Origin of the sequence: Ruthenibacterium lactatiformans (assembly GCF_000949455.1) — a bacterium.
GTDB classification, from domain to species: Bacteria; Bacillota; Clostridia; order Oscillospirales; family Ruminococcaceae; genus Ruthenibacterium; species Ruthenibacterium lactatiformans.
This window is the reverse complement of sequence record NZ_JXXK01000001.1, coordinates 371,330-395,462: the sequence shown is the minus strand read 5'-3', so window position 1 is coordinate 395,462 and position 24,133 is coordinate 371,330. Positions and strand designations below refer to the sequence as shown.

General features: G+C 60.1%; 17 protein-coding genes and 1 pseudogene. 12 read left to right on the top strand and 6 right to left on the bottom strand.

Annotated features, from left to right (window positions below; all coding sequences use genetic code 11):
• Window positions 1-80 precede the first annotated feature (80 nt).
• From mnmA to rnhA, 4 genes are all read right to left on the bottom strand, one after another.
• The gene (mnmA, locus tag TQ39_RS01910) at window positions 81-1,160 is read right to left on the bottom strand and encodes a tRNA 2-thiouridine(34) synthase MnmA (RefSeq protein ID WP_050004345.1); all 1,080 of its coding nucleotides are present in this window, start codon (window positions 1,158-1,160) and stop codon (window positions 81-83) included.
• 117 nt (window positions 1,161-1,277) lie between these two features.
• Window positions 1,278-1,712 carry a Fe-S cluster assembly scaffold protein NifU gene (nifU, locus tag TQ39_RS01905; protein ID WP_050004377.1) on the bottom strand — a complete coding sequence of 145 codons (435 nt, stop codon included), beginning with the start codon at window positions 1,710-1,712 and terminating at the stop codon, window positions 1,278-1,280.
• 36 nt (window positions 1,713-1,748) lie between these two features.
• Window positions 1,749-2,930: a cysteine desulfurase family protein gene (locus tag TQ39_RS01900; protein WP_050004344.1), complete on the bottom strand. Its 1,182-nt coding sequence runs from the start codon at window positions 2,928-2,930 to the stop codon at window positions 1,749-1,751.
• A 141-nt stretch (window positions 2,931-3,071) separates the two neighbouring features.
• Window positions 3,072-3,509, bottom strand: coding sequence for a ribonuclease HI (gene rnhA, locus TQ39_RS01895; RefSeq protein WP_009325903.1), 438 nt, complete (start codon window positions 3,507-3,509; stop codon window positions 3,072-3,074).
• Between the two features lie 441 nt (window positions 3,510-3,950).
• Here rnhA and TQ39_RS01890 point away from each other — a divergent pair, with 441 nt between their 5' ends.
• The 7 genes from TQ39_RS01890 (at window position 3,951) to ftsH (ending at window position 14,071) form a co-directional block, all read left to right on the top strand.
• On the top strand, window positions 3,951-5,825 hold the full coding sequence (locus tag TQ39_RS01890; protein WP_009325902.1) for a ribonuclease J: 1,875 nt from the start codon (window positions 3,951-3,953) through the stop codon (window positions 5,823-5,825).
• A 43-nt stretch (window positions 5,826-5,868) separates the two neighbouring features.
• Entirely contained in the window at window positions 5,869-7,848 is a 1,980-nt protein-coding gene (locus TQ39_RS01885; protein ID WP_050004343.1) for a DHH family phosphoesterase, read from the top strand.
• Window positions 7,849-8,033: 185 nt separating this feature from the next.
• Window positions 8,034-8,477: a 50S ribosomal protein L9 gene (gene rplI, locus TQ39_RS01880; RefSeq protein WP_009325900.1), complete on the top strand. Its 444-nt coding sequence runs from the start codon at window positions 8,034-8,036 to the stop codon at window positions 8,475-8,477.
• A gap of 51 nt (window positions 8,478-8,528) precedes the next feature.
• Complete coding sequence (gene dnaB, locus TQ39_RS01875) at window positions 8,529-9,926, top strand: replicative DNA helicase (RefSeq protein ID WP_050004342.1); 1,398 nt, start codon at window positions 8,529-8,531, stop codon at window positions 9,924-9,926.
• The gene (tilS, locus tag TQ39_RS01870; protein WP_069955678.1) at window positions 9,919-11,313 is read left to right on the top strand and encodes a tRNA lysidine(34) synthetase TilS; all 1,395 of its coding nucleotides are present in this window, start codon (window positions 9,919-9,921) and stop codon (window positions 11,311-11,313) included. The genes dnaB and tilS overlap by 8 nt, the downstream gene beginning before the upstream one ends.
• Window positions 11,310-11,861 carry a hypoxanthine phosphoribosyltransferase gene (gene hpt, locus TQ39_RS01865; protein ID WP_009325897.1) on the top strand — a complete coding sequence of 184 codons (552 nt, stop codon included), beginning with the start codon at window positions 11,310-11,312 and terminating at the stop codon, window positions 11,859-11,861. Before tilS ends, hpt begins: the two co-directional genes overlap by 4 nt.
• A gap of 83 nt (window positions 11,862-11,944) precedes the next feature.
• Window positions 11,945-14,071, top strand: coding sequence for an ATP-dependent zinc metalloprotease FtsH (ftsH, locus tag TQ39_RS01860; RefSeq protein WP_069955673.1), 2,127 nt, complete (start codon window positions 11,945-11,947; stop codon window positions 14,069-14,071).
• Between the two features lie 112 nt (window positions 14,072-14,183).
• Here ftsH and TQ39_RS01855 read toward each other — a convergent pair whose 3' ends face one another.
• Entirely contained in the window at window positions 14,184-15,137 is a 954-nt protein-coding gene (locus tag TQ39_RS01855; protein ID WP_050004340.1) for an RluA family pseudouridine synthase, read from the bottom strand.
• A gap of 79 nt (window positions 15,138-15,216) precedes the next feature.
• Here TQ39_RS01855 and TQ39_RS01850 point away from each other — a divergent pair, with 79 nt between their 5' ends.
• Complete coding sequence (locus TQ39_RS01850; RefSeq protein ID WP_050004339.1) at window positions 15,217-15,915, top strand: JAB domain-containing protein; 699 nt, start codon at window positions 15,217-15,219, stop codon at window positions 15,913-15,915.
• An 88-nt stretch (window positions 15,916-16,003) separates the two neighbouring features.
• Here TQ39_RS01850 and TQ39_RS01845 read toward each other — a convergent pair whose 3' ends face one another.
• Complete coding sequence (locus TQ39_RS01845) at window positions 16,004-16,429, bottom strand: metal-dependent transcriptional regulator (RefSeq protein ID WP_050004338.1); 426 nt, start codon at window positions 16,427-16,429, stop codon at window positions 16,004-16,006.
• 114 nt (window positions 16,430-16,543) lie between these two features.
• Between TQ39_RS01845 and TQ39_RS01840 the strand changes: the two genes are divergently transcribed.
• The 4 genes and pseudogenes from TQ39_RS01840 (at window position 16,544) to uvrA (ending at window position 24,068) form a co-directional block, all read left to right on the top strand.
• Window positions 16,544-16,780, top strand: a complete 237-nt coding sequence (locus TQ39_RS01840) for a FeoA family protein (RefSeq protein ID WP_050004337.1) — start codon at window positions 16,544-16,546, stop codon at window positions 16,778-16,780.
• 19 nt (window positions 16,781-16,799) lie between these two features.
• On the top strand, window positions 16,800-18,962 hold the full coding sequence (gene feoB, locus TQ39_RS01835; protein ID WP_050004336.1) for a ferrous iron transport protein B: 2,163 nt from the start codon (window positions 16,800-16,802) through the stop codon (window positions 18,960-18,962).
• Window positions 18,963-19,186: 224 nt separating this feature from the next.
• Entirely contained in the window at window positions 19,187-21,187 is a 2,001-nt protein-coding gene (gene uvrB / locus TQ39_RS01830) for an excinuclease ABC subunit UvrB (protein ID WP_050004335.1), read from the top strand.
• Window positions 21,184-24,068: pseudogene (gene uvrA, locus TQ39_RS01825) on the top strand (excinuclease ABC subunit UvrA). Before uvrB ends, uvrA begins: the two are co-directional and overlap by 4 nt.
• Window positions 24,069-24,133 lie beyond the last annotated feature (65 nt).

Here is a 24,133-nt window from a genome sequence, read left to right as displayed (position 1 = left end):
TTCATTCATGCGTGTCCCGCGCGCCGGCGGGCGTTTTTTATTACGGGGCAAAGCAAACACGGGGGACACTGGTGAAAAATTTACAGCATTTCACAGATGGTACCGCCGCCGCGCACCAGTTCTCCGTCGTACAGTACGGCGGCCTGGCCAGGGGCGGGGGCACGCTGCGGCTCGTCAAAGCGCAGCGTCACGCTGCCGTTTTCTGCGGCTTCCACAGTGCAGGACGCCGCCGCTGCGCGGCTGCGCACCTTTACGCCGTAGCGCTCCCCAGGCAGGATGGGTCTGCCGTCCGCGCGTGCGGCGTCTGTCAGTACTATGCCGGAAAAAAATTCATCGCCGCCGCGGGCAAGCTCCACGTCGCCGTTCGGGCGGATGCGCCGCACGAACAGAGGAGTGCCGTAGGCGATATTCAGGCCCTTGCGCTGCCCTACGGTGTAATGCCACACGCCCTTATGGGGGCCGAGGTCTTCGCCGTCGGGACCGATGAAGCGGCCCTGCAGAGGAACGAGGCCGCGTGCGGCGATATAGGCGGCATAGTCGCCGTCCGGAATGAAGCAGATCTCCTGGCTGTCCGGCGCATCCGCGCTGGCAAGCTGCGCGGACGCGGCCATCTCGCGGATATCAGACTTTTCAAACTCGCCGACAGGCAGGCACAGGCGGGCCAGAATATTCTGGGGCAGCCCATACAGCATGTAACTCTGGTCGCGCTCCGGGCTGACGGCGGCGCGTACATAGTAAAGGCCGTTCTCCTCCGTTACGCGGGCGTAATGCCCTGTTGCGATATAGCGGATGCCCAGACGGTCGGCCACACGGGCCAGCGCTGCAAATTTGACGCGGGGATTGCACAGCACGCAGGGACTGGGCGTGCGCCCGGCGCAGTATTGCGCGCAGAACGGTTCCACCACCTGCTGTTCGAACTCTTCTGTACAGTCCTCCTCGATAAGCGGTACGCCCAGCTGGCGCGCCACTGTCTGAGCGGCACGCACAGCCGCATCGTGAGCAGGAGAAAAGCGGATGACCACCGCCTGCACGTCAAAGCCTTGGTCGCGCAGGATCTGGATGCATACCGAGGAATCCACGCCGCCAGAAAGCGCGACAAGGACCTTGTCCTGCTCTTCAAAGGTGCCGAAGCTGCTGCCGCAGCAGATTTCATCCGTCATGAGGAAAACTCCTTTTATGCTTTTTCAAAGATATCGAAAAAAACCGGCTGCCCGGCCGCGCGCGAAAGCGCACGGCCGGGCTGCGGTCCATTCGTTTTTACGGCGGGGAAAGGGGAACTATGCCTCACAGGCACAGGCGTGGCAATCCTCCTCCAGCTTGCCTACAATCGGCTCGGGGTCCACGCCCTGGCGGCGGTAGTAATCGGCCAGAGCGGCCTTCACCGCCTGCTCGGCCAGCACACTGCAATGCAGCTTCACGGGGGGCAGGCCGTCCAGCGCTTCCACAACGGCCTTGTTTGTCAGCTTCAGCGCCTCGTCGATGGTCTTGCCTTTGATCATCTCGGTGGCGATGCTGGAAGTGGCGATGGCTGCGCCGCAGCCGAACGTCTTGAATTTTACGTCGGTGATGACGTTGTTGTCGATCTTCAAAAACATCTTCATGATGTCGCCGCACTTGGGATTGCCGACTTCTCCCACGCCGTCCGCGTTCTCAATCTCGCCCACATTGCGCGGGTTCGCAAAATGGTCCATCACTTTTGCACTATACATAATCCTTTGTCCTTCTTTCCGGAAATTCACATCTTAAAATCATGCGCGCCACAGCGGGCTGCGCTGGCGCACGGCGGGCACGACCTCATCCAGCGCGTCGCACACGGCCTTCGCGTCGTCCATCGTGTTCTGCACGCCGAAGCTGATGCGCAGGCTGCAATGAGCGATCTCGTGGGGCAGGCCGATGGAAAGCAGCACGTGGCTGGGGTCCAAGCTGCCGGAGGCGCATGCCGAGCCGGAGGAGGCACAGACGCCGCGCATGTCCAGCATGAGCAGCAGGCTTTCGCCCTCGGCCGCGGTGAAGCTGGCGTTCACATTGTTGGGCAGGCGTTTGCTGCCGTCCAATGGGCCGTTCACTTTTACCTGGGGCATCTTCTGGATATGCTCCAGCACATAGTCGCGCATCCGGGCAAGCCGTGCGCGCTTTTCGTCAAGGCTGTTCACTGCGGCTTCCAGCGCTGTGGCCAAGCCGACGATGCCCGCGAGGTTTTCAGTACCCGCGCGGCGTCCGCGCTCCTGCGCGCCGCCGTCCAGAAAATTCAGCGGCATCACGCCGCGGCGGATATACAGCGCCCCCACGCCCTTCGGTCCGTTGAACTTGTGGGCTGAAAGGCTCAGCATATCGACAGGCAGCGCATGGCAGTCAATGGGCACAGCACCCACAGCCTGCACCGCGTCGGTGTGGAACCACACGCCGTGCTTGCGGCATACTGCGCCGATTTCCTCGATGGGCTCGATGGTGCCGATCTCGTTGTTTGCAAACATGATGGTCACAAGCGCTGTGTCCGGCCGGATGGCGGCTTCCACATCGGCGGGGGAGACAAAGCCCTCCGCGTCTACGGGCAGGTAAGTCACCTCAAAGCCTTCGCGTTCCAGCGCCTGCATGGAGTGCAGCACGGCGTGATGCTCGATACAGCTTGTGATCAGGTGCTTTTTGCCCTGCTTTGCAAATTTGTGCGCCGTGCCCTTGATGGCCCAGTTGTCGGCCTCGGAGCCGCAGCTCGTGAAAAATACCTCGCCGGTATCGCAGCCCAGCGCGCGGGCCACCTTTTCGCGCGCGGCGGCCAGTGCGTCGCCCGCCGCTGCGCCGACGGAATAAAAGATGCTGGACGGGTTGCCGTATTGTTCGCAGAAATAGGGCGCCATGGCGTCGAAAACAGGCTTCGACACAGGCGTGGTGGCGGCGTTGTCCACATAGATGATATTGCTCAAAGTTTTCACCTTGCCTTGTTTTTGAATGGCCGCTGCCCGCAGACGGTCAGGAGCAGTGTGTCCGGCCTTTCTATAATATATACTATTTTGGTGTGGTTTGCAACAGGCAATTGGAAAAAATTATATATTCCGGCAGCTTTTTTGCCGATATTACTTGTACTGGGCCGCCGCCTGCACGGCAAGCTCGTCGCACCGTTCATTTTCCGGGTGCCCGGCGTGGCCCTTTACCCAATTGTAATGAAAGGTGTGGCCTTCGCACAGGTCCAGCAGGTGCGCCCACAGGTCGCTGTTCAGCGCGGGCTTTTTGTCGCTTTTTACCCAGCCGCGGGCGCGCCAGCCCTTGGCCCAGCCTTTGGAAAGGCCGTCCATCACATATTTGGAATCACTGCAGAAGGTGATGTCGCAAGGCTCTTTGAGCTGTTCCAGCGCGCGGATGATACCCATCAGCTCCATGCGGTTATTGGTGGTCTCCGCCTCGCCGCCGGAGATCTCCTTGCGCACGCCTTTGTATTCCAGAATTGCGCCCCAGCCGCCCGGCCCCGGGTTACCGCTGCACGCGCCGTCGGTGTATATCGTGATCTTTTTCATAAAAACGCTCCGTATTCTCATAAACTCATAACAGACTCTATCATTATAGAGAAAACCAGGCGGCCATGCAAGTGGCAGCAGAGCGGCCCGTGCCGGAACGCTGGCGATAAAAACGAAGCACTCTGTGCGAATAATGCGGTATTTTTTATCCAATACTCACAAAGCACGATGGCAAAACTTGACAATACTACCCAAAAACGGTATTATTTAGAATAACAATAACCGCATTCAGGCGACGTTTTATAAAGCCGTCCGGCGGGCCGTTTTATGCATGGGGCATCCCATTGTCCGGCCGGGCCGTTTTATTTTTAAATATTTGCGGGGTATCCCGCTGATAAAAAACGAAAATAAAAAAGAATTCCCGCAGATGCGCGGCGAAAAGCGGCCTGCCCGTGAACAACGGCAGGGCTTCTTTGCAGCGCGCGGGAAATGGAGGAACGAATGGAAAATAATCAAAAAGCATCCCGGCCGCGCGCGCCCAGAGCGCCCAAGGCGGCAACCCCCGGCGTATCCGACACGCGCCAGAACACTGCGGCTCCGGCGGCGAAGCCGGCAGCTTCCCAGACGGGCGCGGTCCCTGCGGCTGCGCCGAAGCCCGCGCGCAGGCCGTACCACCCGCGCCGCCGCAGGCCCGCCGCTGCAAGCGCCGGCACCCCGGCTGTCCCGGTCAAGATCATGCCGTTGGGCGGTCTGGGCGAGGTTGGCAAGAACATCACTCTGTACGAGTGTCAGGGCGATATGATCCTCGTGGACTGCGGCATCGTGTTCCCGGACAGCGACATGTTCGGGGTGGACCTTGTCATTCCGGATTTCACCTATGTTGTCCAGAATAAGGACCGCATCAAGGGCGTTGTTATCACGCACGGCCATGAAGACCACATCGGCGGCCTGCCCTACCTGCTCAAAGAGGTCAATCTGCCCATTTATGCCACGCGCCTTACCATCGGGCTCATCACCAACAAGCTGGAAGAACACGGGCTGGTGCGCAGCACGAAAATGGTGGAGATCGCTCCGCACCAGAAGTTCAAGCTGGGCTGTTTCACCGTGGAGCCCATCCACGTGAACCACTCCATCCCCGACGCGGTGGCCCTGGCCATCACATGCCCTGCGGGAACCATCATCCAGACGGGCGATTTTAAAATCGACTACACGCCTATTTCCGGCGGCCCGACGGATCTTGTCACCATTGCCGAATACGGCGAGCACGGCGTTTTGGCCCTATTGTCGGATTCCACCAACGCCGAGCGTCCGGGCTTCACGGCCACCGAACAGAAGGTGGGCGCCAGCATGGAGGCCCTGTTCAGCCGCGCGGGCAAAAAGCGCATCATCATCGCCACGTTCGCCTCGAACCTGTACCGCGTGCAGCAGCTCATCGACCTTGCCGTAAAGGCAGGCCGAAAGGTGGCCGTGTCGGGCCGCAGCATGGTGAACAACACTCAGATGGCGCTGGAGCTGGGCTATCTGCACGCTCCGGAGACTGTTCTCATCGATATTGAGGACATCAACAAATATCCGCCGGAGAAGATCGTGCTCATCACCACAGGCAGCCAGGGGGAACCGCTCAGCGCGCTGTCCCGCATGGCTGCTGCCAGTCACCGCAACGTGCGTGTGGGCGAGGGCGATTTTATCATCATCTCGGCAAACCCTATTCCGGGCAACGAGAAAATGGTGACGAAGGTCGTCAACGGCCTTTTGAAGCTGGGGGCCGAGGTCATCTACGAATCCATGTATGACGTGCATGTTTCGGGCCACGCCTGCCAAGAGGAGCAGAAGCTGATGCTCACGCTGGCAAAGCCCCAGTTCTTCCTGCCTGTGCACGGCGAATACAAGCATCTGAAAAAGCACGCCCAGACGGCTGCTGCCGTCGGCATTCCGGAAAAGAATATTTATATCGGTGAGAACGGCGACTGTGTGGTACTCTCCGCCGACGGCCTTACCGTGGGCGAGCCGGTGCCCGCAGGTGCGGTGATGGTGGACGGCCTGGGCGTGGGCGACGTAGGCAACGTGGTCCTGCGGGACCGCCGCCACCTCTCTGAGGACGGCCTTGTTATCGTTGTGGCTACCATTGACGCCCGCACGGGCGAAGTATTGGCCGGACCGGACCTTGTGTCCCGCGGGTTCGTCTATGTGCGTGAGAGCGAAAAGCTGCTGGACGACGCCCGCGACCAGGTGCGCGATGTGCTGGGCCGCATGAGTGCGGCGGACAAGCGCGATTTCGGCAGCGTCAAAACGCGTATCCGCGAGACGGTGTCCGCCTTTTTGTACCGCAAGACAAAGCGCAGCCCCATGATTCTGCCCATTTTGATGGAGGTATGAGGCGCTCCGCAGCGGCGGCGCCTGAGAAAAGAGGAGGCACGGCATGAAAAAACGATTTGCGGCGCTTGACGCGACCGTCATCATCTTGTCCGCGGCCTGCATCGCGCTGTGCGTTGCGCTGGCGCTGGTGAAGCCCACTTACCTTGTTTTTGTCGTGGGCGTGCTGCTCGTTGTGGGCATCGTGGTCGGGCTGAACATCCGCTGGTTCCGGCACAGGCTGGCGCGTCTGCTGCACGGCGCTTCGGATGCATCCAGCGCGGCGCAGGGAAGTTTTGCCGCCATGAGCGTCCCGGTCGTTATCCTCACAGGCGGCAGCGTGGCGTGGTACAACGATGCGTTCCGTGACGATGTAATGGGCGGCAGGGACGTGTGCCTGCTGCCCATGTCGAAGGTGGTACCGGCGTTCATGCCGGCGCTGGCGAAAGAAAAGACGGGCCAGAACATCGAGTTCGGCGGCCAGCGTTATTCCGTGTACGGCAGCGGCGTGGAGGCGGGCGACGGCCTGTTCGTGGCCTATTTTGTCAACAATACCACGCTCAAGCGGCAGGCGGGAGAGTATCTTGCCACACGCCCCGCGGTGATGCTCATTGCCGTGGATACCTACGACGAGATCCTCAAGGAAATGAAAGAGAGCGACCGCGCCCGCGTAGCGGGTGAGATCGATCTGGCGCTGGAACAGTTCATCGGGGCCACCACAGGCTTTCTGCGGCGCATCAGCGCCTCGCGGTATATCGCTGTGGTGGAAGAGCGCCATATGCAGGAGATCGTTAAAAACCGCTTTTCCATCCTGGATAAAGTGCGCGAGATCGGCGAAGAGGCGGGCACCGTGACGCTCTCCATCGGCGTAGGGCGGCTGGCCGCCACACTGCGCGAGGGCGAGGCCATGGCTGTGCAGGCGCTGGATATGGCGCTGGGACGCGGCGGCGACCAGGCCGCTGTCAAAAGTGCCGAGGGCTTTGAGTTCTACGGCGGTGTGTCCCGCAGTGTGGAAAAGCGCAGCAAGGTGAAAAGCCGCATCATCGCCTCCGCCATCAAGGATCTGATGGCACAGAGCGAAAGCGTGCTGATCATGGGCCACCGCGCGTCCGATTTGGACGCTTTGGGTTCCGCCGTCGGTATGCTGCGCTTTGCGAAGCTGTGCAGCAAACCCGCCGCCGTGGTGGTCAACGAGCGCCAGAGCCTCGGGGCAAACCTCATTGAGGAATTCCGCCGCGCTGGCTGCGGGGATGATTTTATCGAACCGGACGAAGCGGAAAAATGCATTGATAAAAACACGCTGCTGGTGATCGTGGATACGCATCTGAAGGCCATTTTGGAAAGTCCGGAACTGTACAGGGCGGCAAAAACCGTAGTCGTTATCGACCACCACCGAAAATGTGTGGGCCACATTGACGACAGTGTAGTATTCTATCACGAACCTTATGCTTCCAGCGCATCCGAGCTGGTGAGCGAGCTGCTCCAGTACATCGACATGACCAAGGAGAACCGCCTTACACCGCTGGAAGCGCAGGCACTGCTGGCAGGCATCATGCTGGACACGCGCAATTTCTCGCTGCACACGGGCGTGCGCACGTTCGAGGCAGCCGCTTACTTACGGCGCATGGGCGCGCAGACGCAGGCAGTGAAGAAACTGTTCAATTCGTCGTTTGAAAGTTATGCCTACAAGGCGCAGCTTGTCACGGACGCGGAAATCTATATGGGCTGTGCCGTCGTGTTTTCCGACAGCGTGCCCGCGGAGCTCAGCGTCGTAGTGCCCCAGGCCGCCAACGACCTGCTTACCATCAACGGTGTGGAGGCCAGCTTTGTGGCGGTGGATAACGGCGCGCAGGTGTCGGTGTCCGCCCGTAGTATGGGCGATGTGAACGTGCAGGTCATTATGGAAAAGCTGGGCGGCGGAGGCCATTTGACAATGGCGGGCGCGCAGCTGCGAAATACATCGCTGGAAGAGGCAAAGCGCCGGCTGCTGGACGCAATCTCTGAATACCGCGAAAGCCAGCGGACGGAGAAGCAGAAGAACAGCTGAATGCAAAACGGTATGCCCGGCGCGCGGTTTCTCCGTGCGCCGGATGTATTTTCCGGGCAAACCGCTTGCCTTTCCCGCACAAAATTGGTATAGTTGTTTCGGTTGCAAAAATATCCGGCCCGCGTTTTCTCCGCCGTGAGCAGAGGGGGCGCGGGGCCTGCAATACACACAGGGAGGTCTGCACCATGAAGGTAGTGCTCAAACAGGACGTAAAGTCCATCGGCAAGAAAGATGAGCTGCACGAGGTATCGGACGGCTACGCCCGCAATTATCTGCTGCCCCGCGGCCTTGCCGTGGCCGCCGACGCGGCGGCCGTCAACGAGGTAAGGACAAAAGCGGCGGCCAGCGAGCATCATGCAGCGGAGGAGCTGGCCAACGCGCAGGCGCTGGCCAAAAAGCTGAATGGGCAAATCGTCGCCATCAAGGCCAAGGCGGGCCAGGGCGGGCGCCTGTTCGGCTCCGTCACCTCCAAGGACATCGCCGCCGCGCTCACACAGAAAGTGGGCGAGCCGGTGGATAAGCGCAAGATCGTATTGGACGGCGACATCAAAAACTTCGGTTCCTATGAGGTCGAGGTAAAGGTATATCCCAAGGTGACGGCGAAGCTGACCGTCAAGGTGGAGGAATAAGCGGCCGCGCGGCCGCAGGAGATTTTCGGAATACGGAAAGGAGGGCCCGCAATGCCCGCGAATAACCGCAGCGCTGTTTCCGGCGGGCTCAACCTGTCGCTGGAATCACTCGGCGTAAACCTGCCGTACAGCATGGAGGCCGAACAGGCTGTGCTGGGCGCGGCGATCCTGGACGCAGACATCATTCCCAAAATGGTGGAGACGCTGCGCCCGGAGATGTTTTATGCCCGCCAGAACGGCGAGATATTCTCCGAGATCGTGCGCCTGTTTACAGGCAGCGCGCCTGTGGATTTTGTCACGCTTCTGGCAGCGGTGCAGGATGCCGCTGTTTTTGAGACCGAGGACGCGGCCAAGGTCTACCTGACCCAGCTGGCTGAAACGGTGCCCTCGCTTTCGCATACGGACACCTATGTGAAGATCATCGCGGAAAAATACCGTGTGCGTCAGCTGATGAATGCGGCCAAGACCATTCTGGAGCAGACAGGAGAGGAAACAGACGCCGACCTGCTGCTGGAGAGCGCGGAACAGAAAATTTATGAAATTCGCTCGGGACGCGATTCCACGGCGCTCACGCCCATCAGCAGCGTCATCATCGACACCTATGCTCATCTGCAGGAGATCTCCGGTCCCAATAAAGATAAATATCTGGGCATTCCCACAGGCTTTAATTATCTGGACACCATGCTCACGGGCTTGGGCCGTTCGGACCTGATCATCCTCGCGGCCCGTCCCGGTATGGGCAAAACCTCTTTTGCTCTGAACATCGCGACCAACGTGGCGAAAAAGCAGAATGTGCCCGTGGCCGTGTTCAGCCTTGAAATGACAAAGGACCAGCTCGTCAGCCGCATCCTCTCCAGCGAGGCGGCCATCGACAGCCAGGCCTTCCGCACCGGCGGGCTTTCCACGGCGGACTGGGAGGACCTGGCCCGCGCGTCCGAGGTGCTGGCCAAGACCCATATTTATCTGGACGATACGTCGAACATCACCATCCCGGAGATGAAGGCGAAGATCCGCCGCATCAATCAGGACCCGGCGCGCCCGGACATCGGGCTGCTCATCATCGACTATCTGCAGCTTATGAGCACGGGCAAGCGCACGGAGAACCGCGTGCAGGAGATCAGTGAGATCACCCGTAACCTGAAAATCATGGCAAAAGAGCTGAATGTGCCGGTTATTGCACTGAGCCAGCTTTCCCGAAGCGCGGAGAAGAACCGCACAGACCACCGCCCGGTGCTGAGCGACCTTCGAGATTCCGGTTCCATCGAGCAGGACGCGGACGTGGTGCTGTTTTTGTACCGCGACGCCTATTACGACAACGGCGAGGAAGCCGACGCCACCACAGCCGAATGCATCGTAGCCAAAAACCGCCACGGCGAGGTGGGGAAGGTGGACCTAGGCTGGGACGGCGCGCACACCCGATTCACCAACGTGGACTATGCCCATGGATGAGTTTGAAGCCCGCGCCGGGGCCTATATTTCCCAACATCAAATGCTGCAAAAAGGGGATACTGTTATCGTGGCGCTCTCCGGCGGGGCGGATTCGATGGCATTATTCCATTTTTTGTTTTCCGTGCAGAATGTGTGGGGGCTGCGTCTGCGCGCGGCTCATGTGAACCACGGTCTGCGCGGCGCTGCTGCAGACGGGGACGCCGCCTTTGTGCGCGCCCAGTGTGCGGCGCGGGGTGTTCCGCTGGATGAGACGCTGCTCTCGCCGCCTGAAAACGCGGGCGAGGAGTGGGGCCGGCAGGAACGGTACGCTTTTTTTGCACGGTTGGCACAGGCGCACGGCGCGAAGGTCGCAACGGCGCACACCTGCTCCGACAATGCCGAAACGGTGCTGTTCAATCTGGCCCGCGGCAGCGCGGCCCGCGGAGCCGCGGGCATCCCGCCTGTGCGCGGGCCGTATGTGCGCCCGTTGCTGTGGGCGCAGCGGGCGGATGTCCTGGCTTATCTGGCGCGCTGCGGCGTGCCGCATGTGACGGACGCCACCAATGATACGGACGCATACGCCCGCAACCGCATCCGCCACGGCGTGCTGCCCGCTCTGGAGCGCGCGCACCCGGGCGCTGCGCGCAGCATAACGCGTTTTGCCGCCGAGATGTCCGCGGTGGCGGATTATCTGGAGGAACAGGCTGGAGCGCTGCTGGAACAGGCGTGCGTGCCCCGAGCTGTGTATTTGCCGGGAAATATCCCGGACGCTTACTGTGCGCAGACGCTGGCTGCGGCGCCCGCGGCCGTGCGGCATACGGCGCTGGCCCGGCTCATCGCGGCCGCAGCGCCGCAGCAGAAAATGAGCCTTGTTCCCAAGGCGGACGCGGTTTTGGCAAAAGGCGAGGGTGCGGTGCAGCTCTGTGAGGGCGTATGGCTTTCCATACGGCAGGGCCTGCTGGCCGTAGGTCCCCGGCCGGAACCGCCGCGCGGAGAGGCCGGAAGCTGGCGGCAGCCGTTTGCGCCGGGTGTTTTTGCCGCGCCGGGCGGGCTTTTGGTAGAGGTTCAGCTGGTCAATTATGAAAAAATGGTTAATTCTGAGAAAGATGTGAGAAACCTCTTAAAATTTTGCGCGGATTATGGTAAAATACAGGATAATCCGTGTTTCCGTACACGCCGCCCGGGCGATATGTTCCGCCCCGCGGGACGCGGTGTGACAAAACCGTTGAAAAAGCTGTTTTCGGAACAAAGGGTGCCTTCCGCGGCGCGTGACGCCCTGCCGGTGCTCGCCAGCGGAGGCACAGTCTTATGGGCGGCGGGCTTCGGTTTTGCCGAAGGCCTGGCCCCGGATGAATTTACAAAAACCGCTGTGACGGTCACGGCACGGCAGATGGAGGAAGTAACATGAACGATAATATGAAAGAGGACGTCCTGCGCGTCCTGCTCAGCGAGGATGAGATCCGCGAAAAGGTGCGGGAGCTGGGCGGTAAGATTACGGCGGATTACAAAAACAGCAACCTGATGCTGGTGACGGTGCTGAAGGGCGCCGTGGTGTTTCTGGCGGATCTGATGCGTCAGATCGACGTGCCTGCCGAGATCGATTTCATGGTTGTGTCCAGCTATGGCTCCGGGGTCAAATCCAGCGGCGTCGTGAAGATCGTAAAGGATCTGGACGTCCCCCTTGCAGGCAAGGATATTCTGATCGTTGAGGATATCCTGGACTCCGGCCTCACGCTCAGCTATATCAAGGAGCTGCTGGAGAGCAGGGGGCCGCGCTCCATCCGCATCGCCACGCTGCTGGATAAACCCAGCCGCCGCAAGGTTGACCTGCAGGCGGATTACATCGGCTTCTCGGTGCCGGACGAGTTCGTCATCGGCTACGGGCTGGATTACGATGAAAAATACCGCAATCTGCCGTACATCGGCATTCTGAAACCCGAGGTCTATTCCGTATAAGCGAACGGCCCGGCGCACCGCGGCGGTGCGAGCGTATTTAAGGCAGGCGCGCCGAAGAAGCCTCCTTCAGGAGTGAAACTGATTTGAATAAAAACCGGAAAAGCACAAGCGGGCTGATGATCATCGCCCTGCTGGGCCTCATCATCATGGCGTTCATCCTGTTCAGCACAGGCGGCGATACCCAGACGATGAAATATTCAGAGGTCATTGATTATTTTGAACAGGGCAAAGTGTCCGAGTTCGTGCTCAATATGAAAAACGGGGCCATGCAGCTTACGCTGACGGAGGAGGCCACGCAGGAGCTGCTGGAGCAGCAGCCGGGCATGACTCTCGGCGGCCAGCAAACGGGCGCTCTGGGCGGCCTGTGGGGCGGTTCGTCATCGGGCGCCGCTTCGGACACGGCAAAACAGGCTGTGCTCACCTATACGCTGCCGTATGCGGGCGAACTGCTGGACAAGGATAATTTGCAGCGCTACCGCGAGATCTATGCCGAAAAGAATGGCGGTGCGGAACTGAAGATGGACCTGCTGCCCGCCACGGAAACGCCGGTCTGGCTGACGATGCTGCCGATGCTGCTGATCTCCGTTCTGCTGATGGCAGGCTTCTACTATTTCATGTACAAGCAGTCCGGCGGGGGCGGCGCGATGAATGTAGGCCGGGCCAAGGTAAAGGACCAGGCCGAGCAGGGCCGTAAGGCCACATTTAAGGACGTGGCCGGTGCAGACGAGGAAAAAGAAGAGCTGCAGGAGATTGTCGAGTTCCTCAAAAATCAGACGAAATTCAACACGCTGGGCGCGCGCATCCCGCACGGCGTGCTGCTGGTGGGCCCTCCGGGCACTGGTAAAACACTTCTGGCCCGCGCCTGTGCGGGCGAGGCGGGCGTGCCGTTCTATTCCATCTCCGGCTCTGACTTTGTGGAGATGTATGTGGGCGTGGGCGCGTCCCGTGTGCGTGACCTTTTCGATAAGGCGAAAAAGACTGCGCCCTGTATCGTGTTCATTGATGAGATCGACGCAGTGGGCCGCCAGCGCGGCGCAGGGTTGGGCGGCGGACACGACGAGCGTGAGCAGACGCTGAACCAGCTGCTGGTGGAGATGGACGGCTTCGGTGCAAACGAGGGCGTTATCGTTATCGCGGCCACAAACCGCGCGGATATCCTGGATAAGGCGCTGCTGCGCCCGGGCCGGTTTGACCGCCAGGTATATGTGGGCCTGCCTGACATTAAAGGCCGTGAGGAGATCCTCAAGGTGCACACGCGCAACAAGCCGCTCGCGCCGGATGTGGTGCTCAAAACCATTGCGAAATCAACAGCCGGGTTCACAGGCGCAGACCTGGAGAACCTTGTCAACGAGGCGGCGCTGCTTGCAGCGAAGCGCGGGCGCAAAGCCATCACGGAGCAGGACATCGAGGAAGCCAGCATCAAGGTGGTGGCCGGCCCCGAAAAAAAGAGCCGCGTCGTTACCGAGCGGGAAAAGCGCCTGACATCCTACCACGAAGCAGGGCATGCCATCACGCATTATTACTGCGAGACGGCAGACCCCGTGCATGAAATTTCCATTATTCCCCGCGGTGCGGCGGGCGGCTATACCATGAGCCTGCCTGAAGAGGATAAGAACTACGTTACCAAAAAGCAGATGGAAGACAATATCGTTACGCTGCTGGGCGGACGCGTGGCCGAGAAGCTGGTTCTGGACGATATCTCCACAGGCGCGTCCAACGATTTGGAGCGCGCCACGGCCATTGCGCGCAGCATGGTGATGCGTTATGGCTTTTCAGAGCGGCTGGGACCCGTCGTATATGGGAACGAGCCGAGCGAGACGTTCCTGGGCCGAGACCTGAGTGCAGGCCGCGGTTATTCCGAAACAGTTGCTTCTGAGATAGACGCCGAGATCCGCGAGATGCTGGACGAGGCCTATGAGGCGGCGCGTGTGATGCTCAGCGAGCACATCGATAAGCTGCACACCGTGGCCAAAGCGCTGATGGAGCGTGAGAAGCTTTCCGGTGAGGAATTCCGCATACTGATGGAAGGCGGCACACTGCCGCCCTTGGACAAGGACGACGCGCCCCGCGCAGACGCCGAAAAGGCGGAGGACGAAAAAAGCTCCGCACCGCGCCGCAGGGTTTCTGTGCACGTGAAGGAACCGGCTGTGCAGGAGCCTGCCTCTGTGCAGAGCGAAACGCCTTCTGCCGAAGAAGCGCCGAAAGAATAAGTATCCGGTCTGTCCGGTGGAAAAGCAGAGAAAAGCCCGGCCCCGCTGAACACGGGGCCGGGCTTTTCTCTGCGGGGAAGGAACGGGCGAAAGCCGGGGCGCGCAATGAGGCTCACAGCGCTGCAAAGATTTTTATGATCTCAGGCTCCTCCAGTGCGATGGTTCGCCCGGCAAGGTAAGAGAGCGTATTTTCCGCAGGAATGTCGCGGAACGTCACGCTGGCCGCGCACAGCGCCTGGGTTTTAAAGCCGCAGCGGTCGTTCATCCTGCGGTTGCCGTATTTGACGTCGCCCAGAATGGGTGCGCCCAAAAAAGCGAGGTGTGCGCGGATCTGGTGCGTGCGCCCTGTCACGAGCCCGATGCGGCACAGCGCACACGGCCCTTTTGTCTGCAATATGGCGACGTCGGTAATGATCTCTTTGTAACCCGGCGCGGTTTCGGCACGCACGTCCACCTTATTGTTTTTTTCAAAGTGACGCAGATAAGCTGTGTGGCGGCCCTTGGGCGGCACGCCTGCGGTGATGCAGTAATATTCCTTTTGAAGGAGGTCGCGCCGGATGAGCTCGTTCATATCCCGCAGCGCGGCGTGGTTTTTGGCGGCCAGAACGAGGCCCTCGGTGCCGCGGTCGATGCGATTGCACAGCGCGGGAGAAAAGGCGGCTTCCGCCGCGGCGTCGTATTCACCTTTTTGCGCCAGATAGTCGGTGAACAGCTCCACAAGGCTCACGTCACCCGTGCGGTCGGAATGGCACAGCAGATGGGCGGGCTTGTAGAGCGCGGCGATGTTTTCGTCCTCGTACACCATGCGCAGCGGTGGGCGTTTTTTATAGGGAAGGGGCCTGGCCGTGGGCGGCGCTGCGGAAAAAAATTCATCGTTGATGTAAAGCTCCACCAAGTCGCCCGGACAAAGGCGCGTGTCCGGCGCGCCTTTTTTGCCGTTGACCTTGATGCGTTTGTTGCGGAACGCTTTGTAGAGCAGCGATTTCGGCATGCCGGAGGTGACGTTTTCGACAAACCGCGAGAGCCGTGCTCCGTCCTCGTTTTTTCCGGCTGTGAAACTTTTCATGCGCCTTTTCCTCCCGTGCTTTCAAAATTCGTCCTTTTAGTATATAATAATCTCAACCGTTCGTAAAGGAGGAACTGCTTTGGGCGTACATGACGACCACCGCCGGCGTGTATACGAGCGTTTCCTGCGGGAGGGACTGGCCGGGTTTGAGGAGCATAACGCCATGGAGTTTTTACTCTTTCTTGCGCGCCCCCGGGGCGATACGAATCCGTTGGCGCATGCGCTGATCGACCGGTTCGGCAGCCTTTCGGCTGTGTTGGACGCGCCCATCGAAGAACTGGAGCGTGTGCCCGGCGTGGGGCATTCCAGCGCCGTCGTGCTCAAATTTATCCCGCAGATGTGCGCATATTATCTGGAGAACAAGACGTCCCACAAAGTGCCGCTTACAAGCGTAGAAGAAGCCAGCGCATTTTTCATGCCGAAATTCTTCGCCCGCACGCAGGAAGCTTTTTATATGGCGGCTGTGGATGACCGCCGCGTGCTGCTGCGCTGCGTGCTCATCTCCGAGGGCAGCGCCAACGCCACGGCGGTTTCCGTGGCGAAAGTGGTCTCCGAAGCACTCAAATGCGGGGCGACGGGCGTGATGCTGGCTCACAACCATCCGCGCGGCATCACACTGCCTTCCAGCAGTGATATGGCTGTCACAAGGGAGATCTACCGTGCGCTCCGGCTGGTGAATATTCAGCTTTTGGAGCATCTGATCTTTGCGGACAATGAATTTCTTTCCTTCGTGCAGAGTAATTATATGGACAGTATCCGTCAGAGCGTGCAGGACTGAGCGCCTGTGCTCCGGTATTCGGATAAAAATGAACCGCGCCCCGGGTTTGCTGCCCGGGGCGCGGTTTTGGCATGCAGGGGGCGGACCGTCAGCGCGCAGGCAGACCGTCCAGAAAAGCGTCGATGTTGCGCACGGTGCGCACGTCTATGTAATGCTCGATGCGTTCGGTTTGTTCCAGCTCATCCGCGCTGCCGTTGATGCGGCGCAGCAGGCGGTTGAGCACGTCGTGCCGGTATAAAAGGTATGCGCCCGCCTGAGAGCCCTTTTCCGTCAGGCGCAGGCAGCCGTACCGCTCGTTGGTCAGATAGCCTCCGGAACGTAGCAGCGCGGCCATTTTGGAGGCCGACGAAGGCTGGACATGCAGCTCACGCGCCAGCGCGGAGATGCGCGTATAGCCGCCGGACCGCGTCAGACGGCAGATCATTTCAAGATAATCCTCCATGGCTGTCGTCAGCGGACCGGTGTCCGCGCGGTCATACCCGTTCTGCGTATAAAACAGCTGTTCTGTATCCATGCTACGCCCCCCTTGTAACGCCTTCGGAAGAAATGCCATATATTGTCAACAGGGAAACAAAGTTTCCCCGGCCTAACGGCTACAGTATATGTTTATGAAAAGAGGCGTCTGGATATGACACAGGAAGGAACGCTCACCGCGCTGCGGGAGGGCGAACGCGCGCGGGTGGCCGCGCTGCTGACAGAGGGCGGCATGCGCCGCCGTATGCAGGACATCGGCCTGATCGAGGGCACGGAGGTGGAATGCGTGCAAAAGAGCCCCGCAGGAGACCCGGTTGCCTACCGCATCCGCGGCGCGCTTATCGCGCTGCGGGCCGAGGACTCCGCACGCGTGCTGGTCACGGGCTGCTGAAGGGATGGTGGGAGAGAGGATGGGACTGACAAACCGTTCCACGGGCGCGCACGCGGCGGACGGCATGCTGGCCGTCGTCAAGCGGCGGGAGACGGATTCCGTCGTCGCGCTGGCAGGCAATCCGAATGTGGGCAAATCAACGGTGTTCAACGAGTTGACGGGTATGAACCAGCACACGGGCAACTGGCCCGGCAAAACGGTGGCCAGCGCGCAGGGATACTGCGAGAGGGGCGGTTGGGGCTGCGTGCTGGTGGATATCCCGGGCTGCTATTCTCTGATGGCGCATTCCGCGGAGGAAGCGGTGGCGCGGGATTTCATCTGCTTTGGCGGTGCAAACGCCGTTGTGGTGGTGTGCGACGCCTCCTGCCTGGAACGCAATTTGAATTTGGCGTTGCAGGCAATGGAAATTACGGATAATGTGGTACTGTGTGTGAACCTGATGGACGAGGCGCGGCGCAAAGGCGTGGAAGTGGATGCGGCCCTGCTGGAGCAAAGGCTGGGCGTACCGGTCGTCCCGGCGGCAGCCCGCAGCGGCGAAGGCCTGCCGGAGTTGATGTATGCCGTGGAGCGCGTGATTCGGGGAGAATGCGCGGCGCGCGTGTGCCGGGTGCGCTACGCACAGCCTTTGGAGGCTGCGCTGGCGTTGCTGACACCCGCCGTGGCCAACGCCGTGGGAACAGGCGGCCCGGCTCCGCGGTGGCTGACGCTGCGCCTTTTGGAAGGAGATACGGAGCTGAATGCCGGAATTGTGCGGTATCTGGGCTTTTCGCTTGCGCAGCATCCGGATGTGGCGGAAATACTGGCGCGGGCAAGGCGTCTTCTTGCGGAAGGGGGCGTCACGCAGCAGGCGCTGCACGATGAAGTCGTGCGCAGTCTTGTGCGCACAGCGGAGACCGTGTGCATCGGTGCGGTACGCCACACGCCCACGCCGCAGGAGCTGCGTGACCGGAAGCTGGACCGGATTCTAACGAGCCGCCGCACGGGTTTTCCGCTCATGCTCCTGCTGCTTCTGGGGGTGTTCTGGCTGACGATCACCGGCGCGAACGTGCCGTCCCAGCTTTTGGCGGACGGTTTGTTTTGGGTGGGAGACCGGCTGGGCGGAGCGATGGCTTGGGCCGGCGCGCCTGTGTGGGTGAAAGGCCTGCTGGTGGATGGCGTATACCGCGTGCTGGCGTGGGTGGTATCTGTAATGCTTCCGCCCATGGCTATCTTTTTTCCTCTGTTTACGCTGCTGGAGGATCTGGGATATCTGCCGCGGGTGGCATTCAACCTGGATCGCACCTTCAAAAAATGCCGGGCCTGCGGCAAGCAGGCTCTCACCATGGCAATGGGCTTCGGCTGCAACGCGGCAGGGGTGGTGGGCTGCCGCATCATTGATTCCCCGCGGGAACGGCTCATTGCTATGCTCACCAACAATTTTGTGCCCTGCAACGGTCGGTTCCCCACGCTGATCGCGATCCTGACGATGTTTTTTGTGGGCGCCTCCGGCGGATTCGGCGCTTCGCTGGCTTCGGCGGCGCTGCTCACGGGGCTGGTGCTGCTGGGCGTGGGGGCCACTTTTCTTGCATCACGGCTGTTGTCCGGCACGGTGCTCAAAGGTGTGCCGTCCTCATTTACACTGGAGCTGCCGCCCTACCGCAGGCCGCAGATAGGTAAGGTGATCGTGCGTTCCATTTTCGACCGCACGCTGTTTGTTCTGGGCCGCGCGGCAATGGTGGCCGCGCCCGCGGGCATGCTTATATGGGTCATGGCGAATCTCACGCTGGACGGCCAAACGCTCCTGACGCGCAGCGCGGCGTTTTTGGACCCGGCGGCCCGTTTTTTCGGCCTGGACGGCGTAATCCTGCTGGCGTTTATTCTGGGCTTCCCAGCCAACGAGATCGTCGTGCCCATCATCATCATGGCGTATCTTTCAACAGGCAGTCTGGTGGAGATGAACGATCTTTCGGCGCTGCATACGCTGTTGGTACAGAACGGCTGGACATGGGTGACGGCGGTGTGCACGATGCTGTTTTCGCTGATGCACTGGCCGTGTTCGACAACATGTCTCACCATTCGCAAGGAATCGCAGAGCTGGAAGTGGACGGCAGCCGCGTTTGCGCTTCCCACCGCCGCCGGTCTTGCGTCCTGTGCTCTGGTGGCGAACGGCGCGCGGCTGGTTGGGCGGCTGTTGGGCGGATAGCACGTCCGCGCAAGCATGCTCCGGCGTTTCGAAAGGCAGGGCGCCGGACGGGTATGACCTGCACGTGCGGGGCAAAATAACCAAAAGAGCGGATGGCGTACGAGGGAAAATAGGAGGGTATAAGATTGCAGTTTTCTACCAAAATTGGTATAATAGAACCTCTGGGAAGATTCTCTGGAGAATGACGTTTTACCCGCGGCTGCATTGTATTTTGAGGGATGGAAATGGAAGAAGAACACAAGGACAGATTTATTCTCAAGGCGCCTTACAAGCCCACGGGCGACCAGCCTGAGGCCATCGCACAGCTGACGGACGGGCTGCTGAAGGGCGATAAATGTCAGACACTCCTGGGTGTGACAGGCAGCGGCAAAACGTTTACGATGGCAAACGTCATTGCGAACCTCAACCGCCCCACGCTGGTGCTGGCGCACAACAAAACGCTGGCTGCGCAGCTTTGTACAGAGTTCAAGGAGTTTTTTCCGGACAACGCGGTGGAGTATTTCGTAAGCTACTACGATTACTACCAGCCGGAGGCGTATATACCAAGCACTGACACCTATATTGAGAAGGACAGCGCCATCAATGAGGAGATCGACCGTCTGCGCCATTCGGCCACAGCCGCGCTGTCGGAACGGCGCGACGTTATCATCGTGGCCAGCGTGTCGTGTATTTACTCTTTGGGCGACCCCATTGATTACCGCAGCATGGTCATCAGCGTGCGGCAGGGCATGCACATGAGCCGCGATGAGCTGATGCACCGCCTGGTGGCGCTGCAGTACGAGCGCAACGACCTCAACTTCGTGCGAAACAAATTCCGCGTGCGGGGCGACATTGTTGAGATCAACCTCGCCTATATGAACGATGTGGCCATCCGTATCGAATTTTTCGGCGACGAGGTCGACCGCATCAGCGAAGTGAACGCGCTGACGGGCGAGCGCCACGCGGTGATTCGGCATATTGCCATTTTCCCGGCCAGCCATTACATCGTTTCAGGTGATAAAATGCGCGCGGGCCTTGCAAATATCCGCGACGAGCTGGACCGGCAGGTGAAGGCTTTCACCGGGGAGGGGAAGCTGCTGGAGGCCCAGCGCATTGCCCAGCGCACCAATTACGACATTGAGATGCTTACCGAAGTGGGCACCTGCAAGGGCATCGAGAACTACTCCGCTGTTTTGTCGGGCCGTGCGCCCGGTTCCACGCCGACAACATTGCTGGATTATTTCCCCGAGGATTTCCTGTTGTTTGTGGACGAGAGCCATGTGATGCTGCCCCAGCTGCGCGCCATGTACGGCGGCGATTACGCCCGCAAAAAAAGCCTTGTGGACTTCGGCTTCCGCCTGCCGTCGGCATTTGACAACCGCCCGCTCAAATTCGAGGAGTTTGAGTCGAAGCTGAACCAAACGGTGTTCGTTTCGGCCACGCCCGGCGATTTTGAACGCGCACAGTCCACACAGATCGTGGAACAGGTCATCCGCCCCACGGGCCTGCTGGACCCGCGTGTCATCGTCAAGCCTGTGGAAGGGCAGATCGAGGACCTGCTGGGCGAGATCAACACCCGCAGTGGCCGGGGCGAGCGCGTGCTGGTCACAACGCTGACGAAGAAGATGGCCGAGGACCTGACGGATTATCTCTCCGACCATGGCGTTAAGGTAAAATATATGCATCACGAGGTGGATACCTTCGAGCGTGTGGAGCTGATGCGTGATCTGCGCAAGGGCACCATTGATGTGATCGTGGGCATCAACCTGCTGCGCGAAGGGCTGGATCTGCCCGAGGTATCCCTTGTCGCCATCCTGGACGCGGACAAAGAAGGCTTTCTGCGCAGTGAAACGAGCCTCGTGCAGACCATTGGACGTGCCGCGCGCAATGCGGACGGCGTCGTTATCATGTATGCGGATTCCATCACGCCCTCAATGGAGCGTGCTATTATGGAGACTGAGCGCCGCCGCGGCATCCAGGAGGCCTACAACGCCGCCAACGGCATCACACCCAAGACCATCGTCAAGGAAATCAGCGGTATGGGCGTGCTGGAGATATCCTCCAAAGACGACAGTGCGGACAAGCCCGCCAAACGCATGAGCCGCGCTGAGATCGAGCAGAAGATCAATCAGCTGACGCGGGAGATGCGGGAAGCGGCTAAAATACTGGAATTTGAACACGCGGCGTTTCTGCGCGACCGCATTGAAAAGCTGCGCAAGCAGGCGGAAAGGAAAACCAAGCTTTGAGTACAGACAAAATCGTGATAAAAGGCGCGCGGGAGCACAACCTCAAAAACGTGGACGTGACCATCCCCCGCGACAAACTCATCGTCATGACGGGCCTTTCGGGCAGCGGCAAATCTTCGCTGGCGTTTGATACCATCTACGCAGACGGACAGCGCCGGTACATGGAAAGCCTGTCCAGCTATGCCCGCCAGTTTTTGGGCCAGATGGAGAAGCCTGATGTGGACGAGATACAGGGCCTGTCGCCGGCCATATCCATCGACCAGAAAACGACCTCCCGCAACCCGCGCTCCACAGTGGGCACGGTGACGGAAATCTACGATTACCTGCGCCTGATGTATGCGCGTATCGGGATTCCGCACTGCCCGGTGTGCGGCCGCGTCATCAGCCAGCAGACGGTGGACCAGATGGTGGACGAGGTGCTGCGCCTGCCCGAGGGCACGCGGTTCCAGGTGCTGGCCCCCGTTGTGCGCGGGCGCAAGGGCACCCAGCAGAAGGAGTTCGAGGCCGCGCGCCGTTCCGGCTTTGCCCGTGTGCGCGTGGATGGCAATATGTATGAGCTGGACGAGGAGATCGCCCTTGAAAAGAACAAGAAGCACACGGTGGAGATCGTGGTGGACCGCCTCGTCGTCAATGATGAGGTGCGCAGCCGCCTGGCGGATTCCATCGAGACGGCCATCGGTTTGACGGGCGGCCTTGTGGGCATCGACGTCATCGGAGGCGATGAGATGCTGTTCAGCCAGAGCTATGCCTGCCCGGAGCACGGCATTTCCATCGACGAGCTTGCGCCGCGCATGTTCTCGTTCAACAATCCCTTCGGCGCGTGCGAGACATGCACGGGCCTCGGTACCTTTATGAAGGTGGACCCGGCGCTCGTTATTCCGAACCGCAGCCTTTCCATCCGCGAGGGCGCGATCAAGGCAAGCGGCTGGTATTATGCGGACGGTTCTGTGAGCGAGATGTACTACAAGGGCCTGGGCAAAAAATACGGTTTTACGCTGGACACCAAAATCAAGGACATGCCGCCTGAAGGCGTGCATGCGCTTTTGTACGGTACCGGCGGCGAAAAGCTGGAGATGACCCGCGAGACGGACCGGGGCACCGGGACATACAGCACCGAGTTTGAAGGCATCATCAACAATCTGGAGCGCCGCTTCCGCGAAACAAATTCCGAGTGGATGAAAGAGGAGATACAAGGCGTGATGACGGGTGTGGAATGCCCGGACTGCCACGGAGACCGCCTGAAGCCGACCAGCCTGGCTGTTACGGTGGGCGGCGTCAACATCAGTAAATTTACACAGATGAGCGTACGCGAGGAGCTGGATTTCATCAACGGCCTTCAGCTCACCGAGCGGGAGCATATGATCGCGGATGGGATTTTAAAAGAGATCCGCGAGCGGCTGGGCTTTTTGCAGAACGTGGGCTTGGACTACCTGACGCTGGCGCGCAACGCGGCCACGCTGTCCGGCGGCGAAAGCCAGCGCATCCGCCTCGCTACACAGATCGGTTCGGCGCTGACGGGTGTTTTGTATGTGCTGGACGAGCCGAGCATCGGTCTGCACCAGAGGGACAACTCAAAGCTCATCGCTACGCTCAAGCGCCTGCGCGACCTGGGCAATACGCTCATCGTGGTGGAGCACGACGAAGAGACCATGCGTGAGGCGGACTGGATCGTGGACATCGGCCCGGGCGCGGGCATACACGGCGGCGAGCTGGTGGCGGAAGGTACGGTGGAGGATATCTGCAAGGCGCCACGCAGCATTACGGGGAAGTATCTCTCCGGCCGAAAAAAATCGAGGTGCCGGAACACCGCCGCGAGGGCAACGGCCATTTCATCGAGATCAAAGGCGCCACGCAGAACAATCTGCGGGATGTGGACGTAAAAATACCGCTGGGCGTAATGACATGCATCACGGGTATCTCGGGCAGCGGAAAATCGTCGCTGATCAACGAAATTCTGTACAAACGCCTGGCGGCGGACCTGAACGGCGCGCGCATCAAGCCGGGCGCGCACAAAGACATGCTTGGCCTTGAATATGTGGATAAGGTCATCGGCATTGACCAGTCGCCCATCGGGCGCACACCGCGCTCGAACCCGGCCACCTACACAGGTGTATTCACGGATATCCGCACGGTGTTTTCACAGACGCAGGAGGCGAAGATGCGCGGCTACGGGCCGGGCCGCTTCAGCTTCAATGTCAAGGGCGGCCGCTGCGAGGCCTGCGAGGGCGACGGCATTATCCAGATCGCCATGCACTTTCTGCCGGACATCTATGTGCCCTGCGAGGTGTGCAAGGGCGCGCGCTACAACCGCGAAACGCTTGAGGTAAAGTATAAGGGGAAGACCATCACCGATGTTCTGAACATGACAGTGGAGGAGGCCTGCACCTTTTTCGAAAACATCCCCAAGATCCACCGTAAGATCAAGACGCTTGTGGATGTAGGCCTGGGCTACATCCAGATGGGCCAGAGCGCAACGACGCTTTCCGGCGGTGAAGCGCAGCGGGTGAAGCTGGCGCTGGAACTGGCCAAGCCCGGCACGGGCAAGACTGTCTATATTATGGACGAGCCTACCACAGGCCTGCATGTGGATGATGTGCATAAACTGGTAAAGGTCATCGACCGGTTGGTGGAGGCGGGCAACACTGTCATCATCATCGAGCATAACCTGGACGTCATCAAACGGGCGGACCACATCATCGACCTTGGGCCGGAGGGCGGCAATGCGGGCGGCATGATCGTAGCGCAAGGCACGCCGGAGGAGGTGGCGCTGTGCGAGGCCTCGTATACGGGTCAGTATCTGCGGCCCATGCTGCCAAGACCGGAAAGCGGCGCGGCGGCTCCTGTGGAAAAAAAACGGACACGGCGCAAAAAGACGGAATGACACGGCAGGCGTCCCCGATATAAAAATGCGGACAGGCCGCGCCCGGAAGGGCGCGGCCTGTTTTG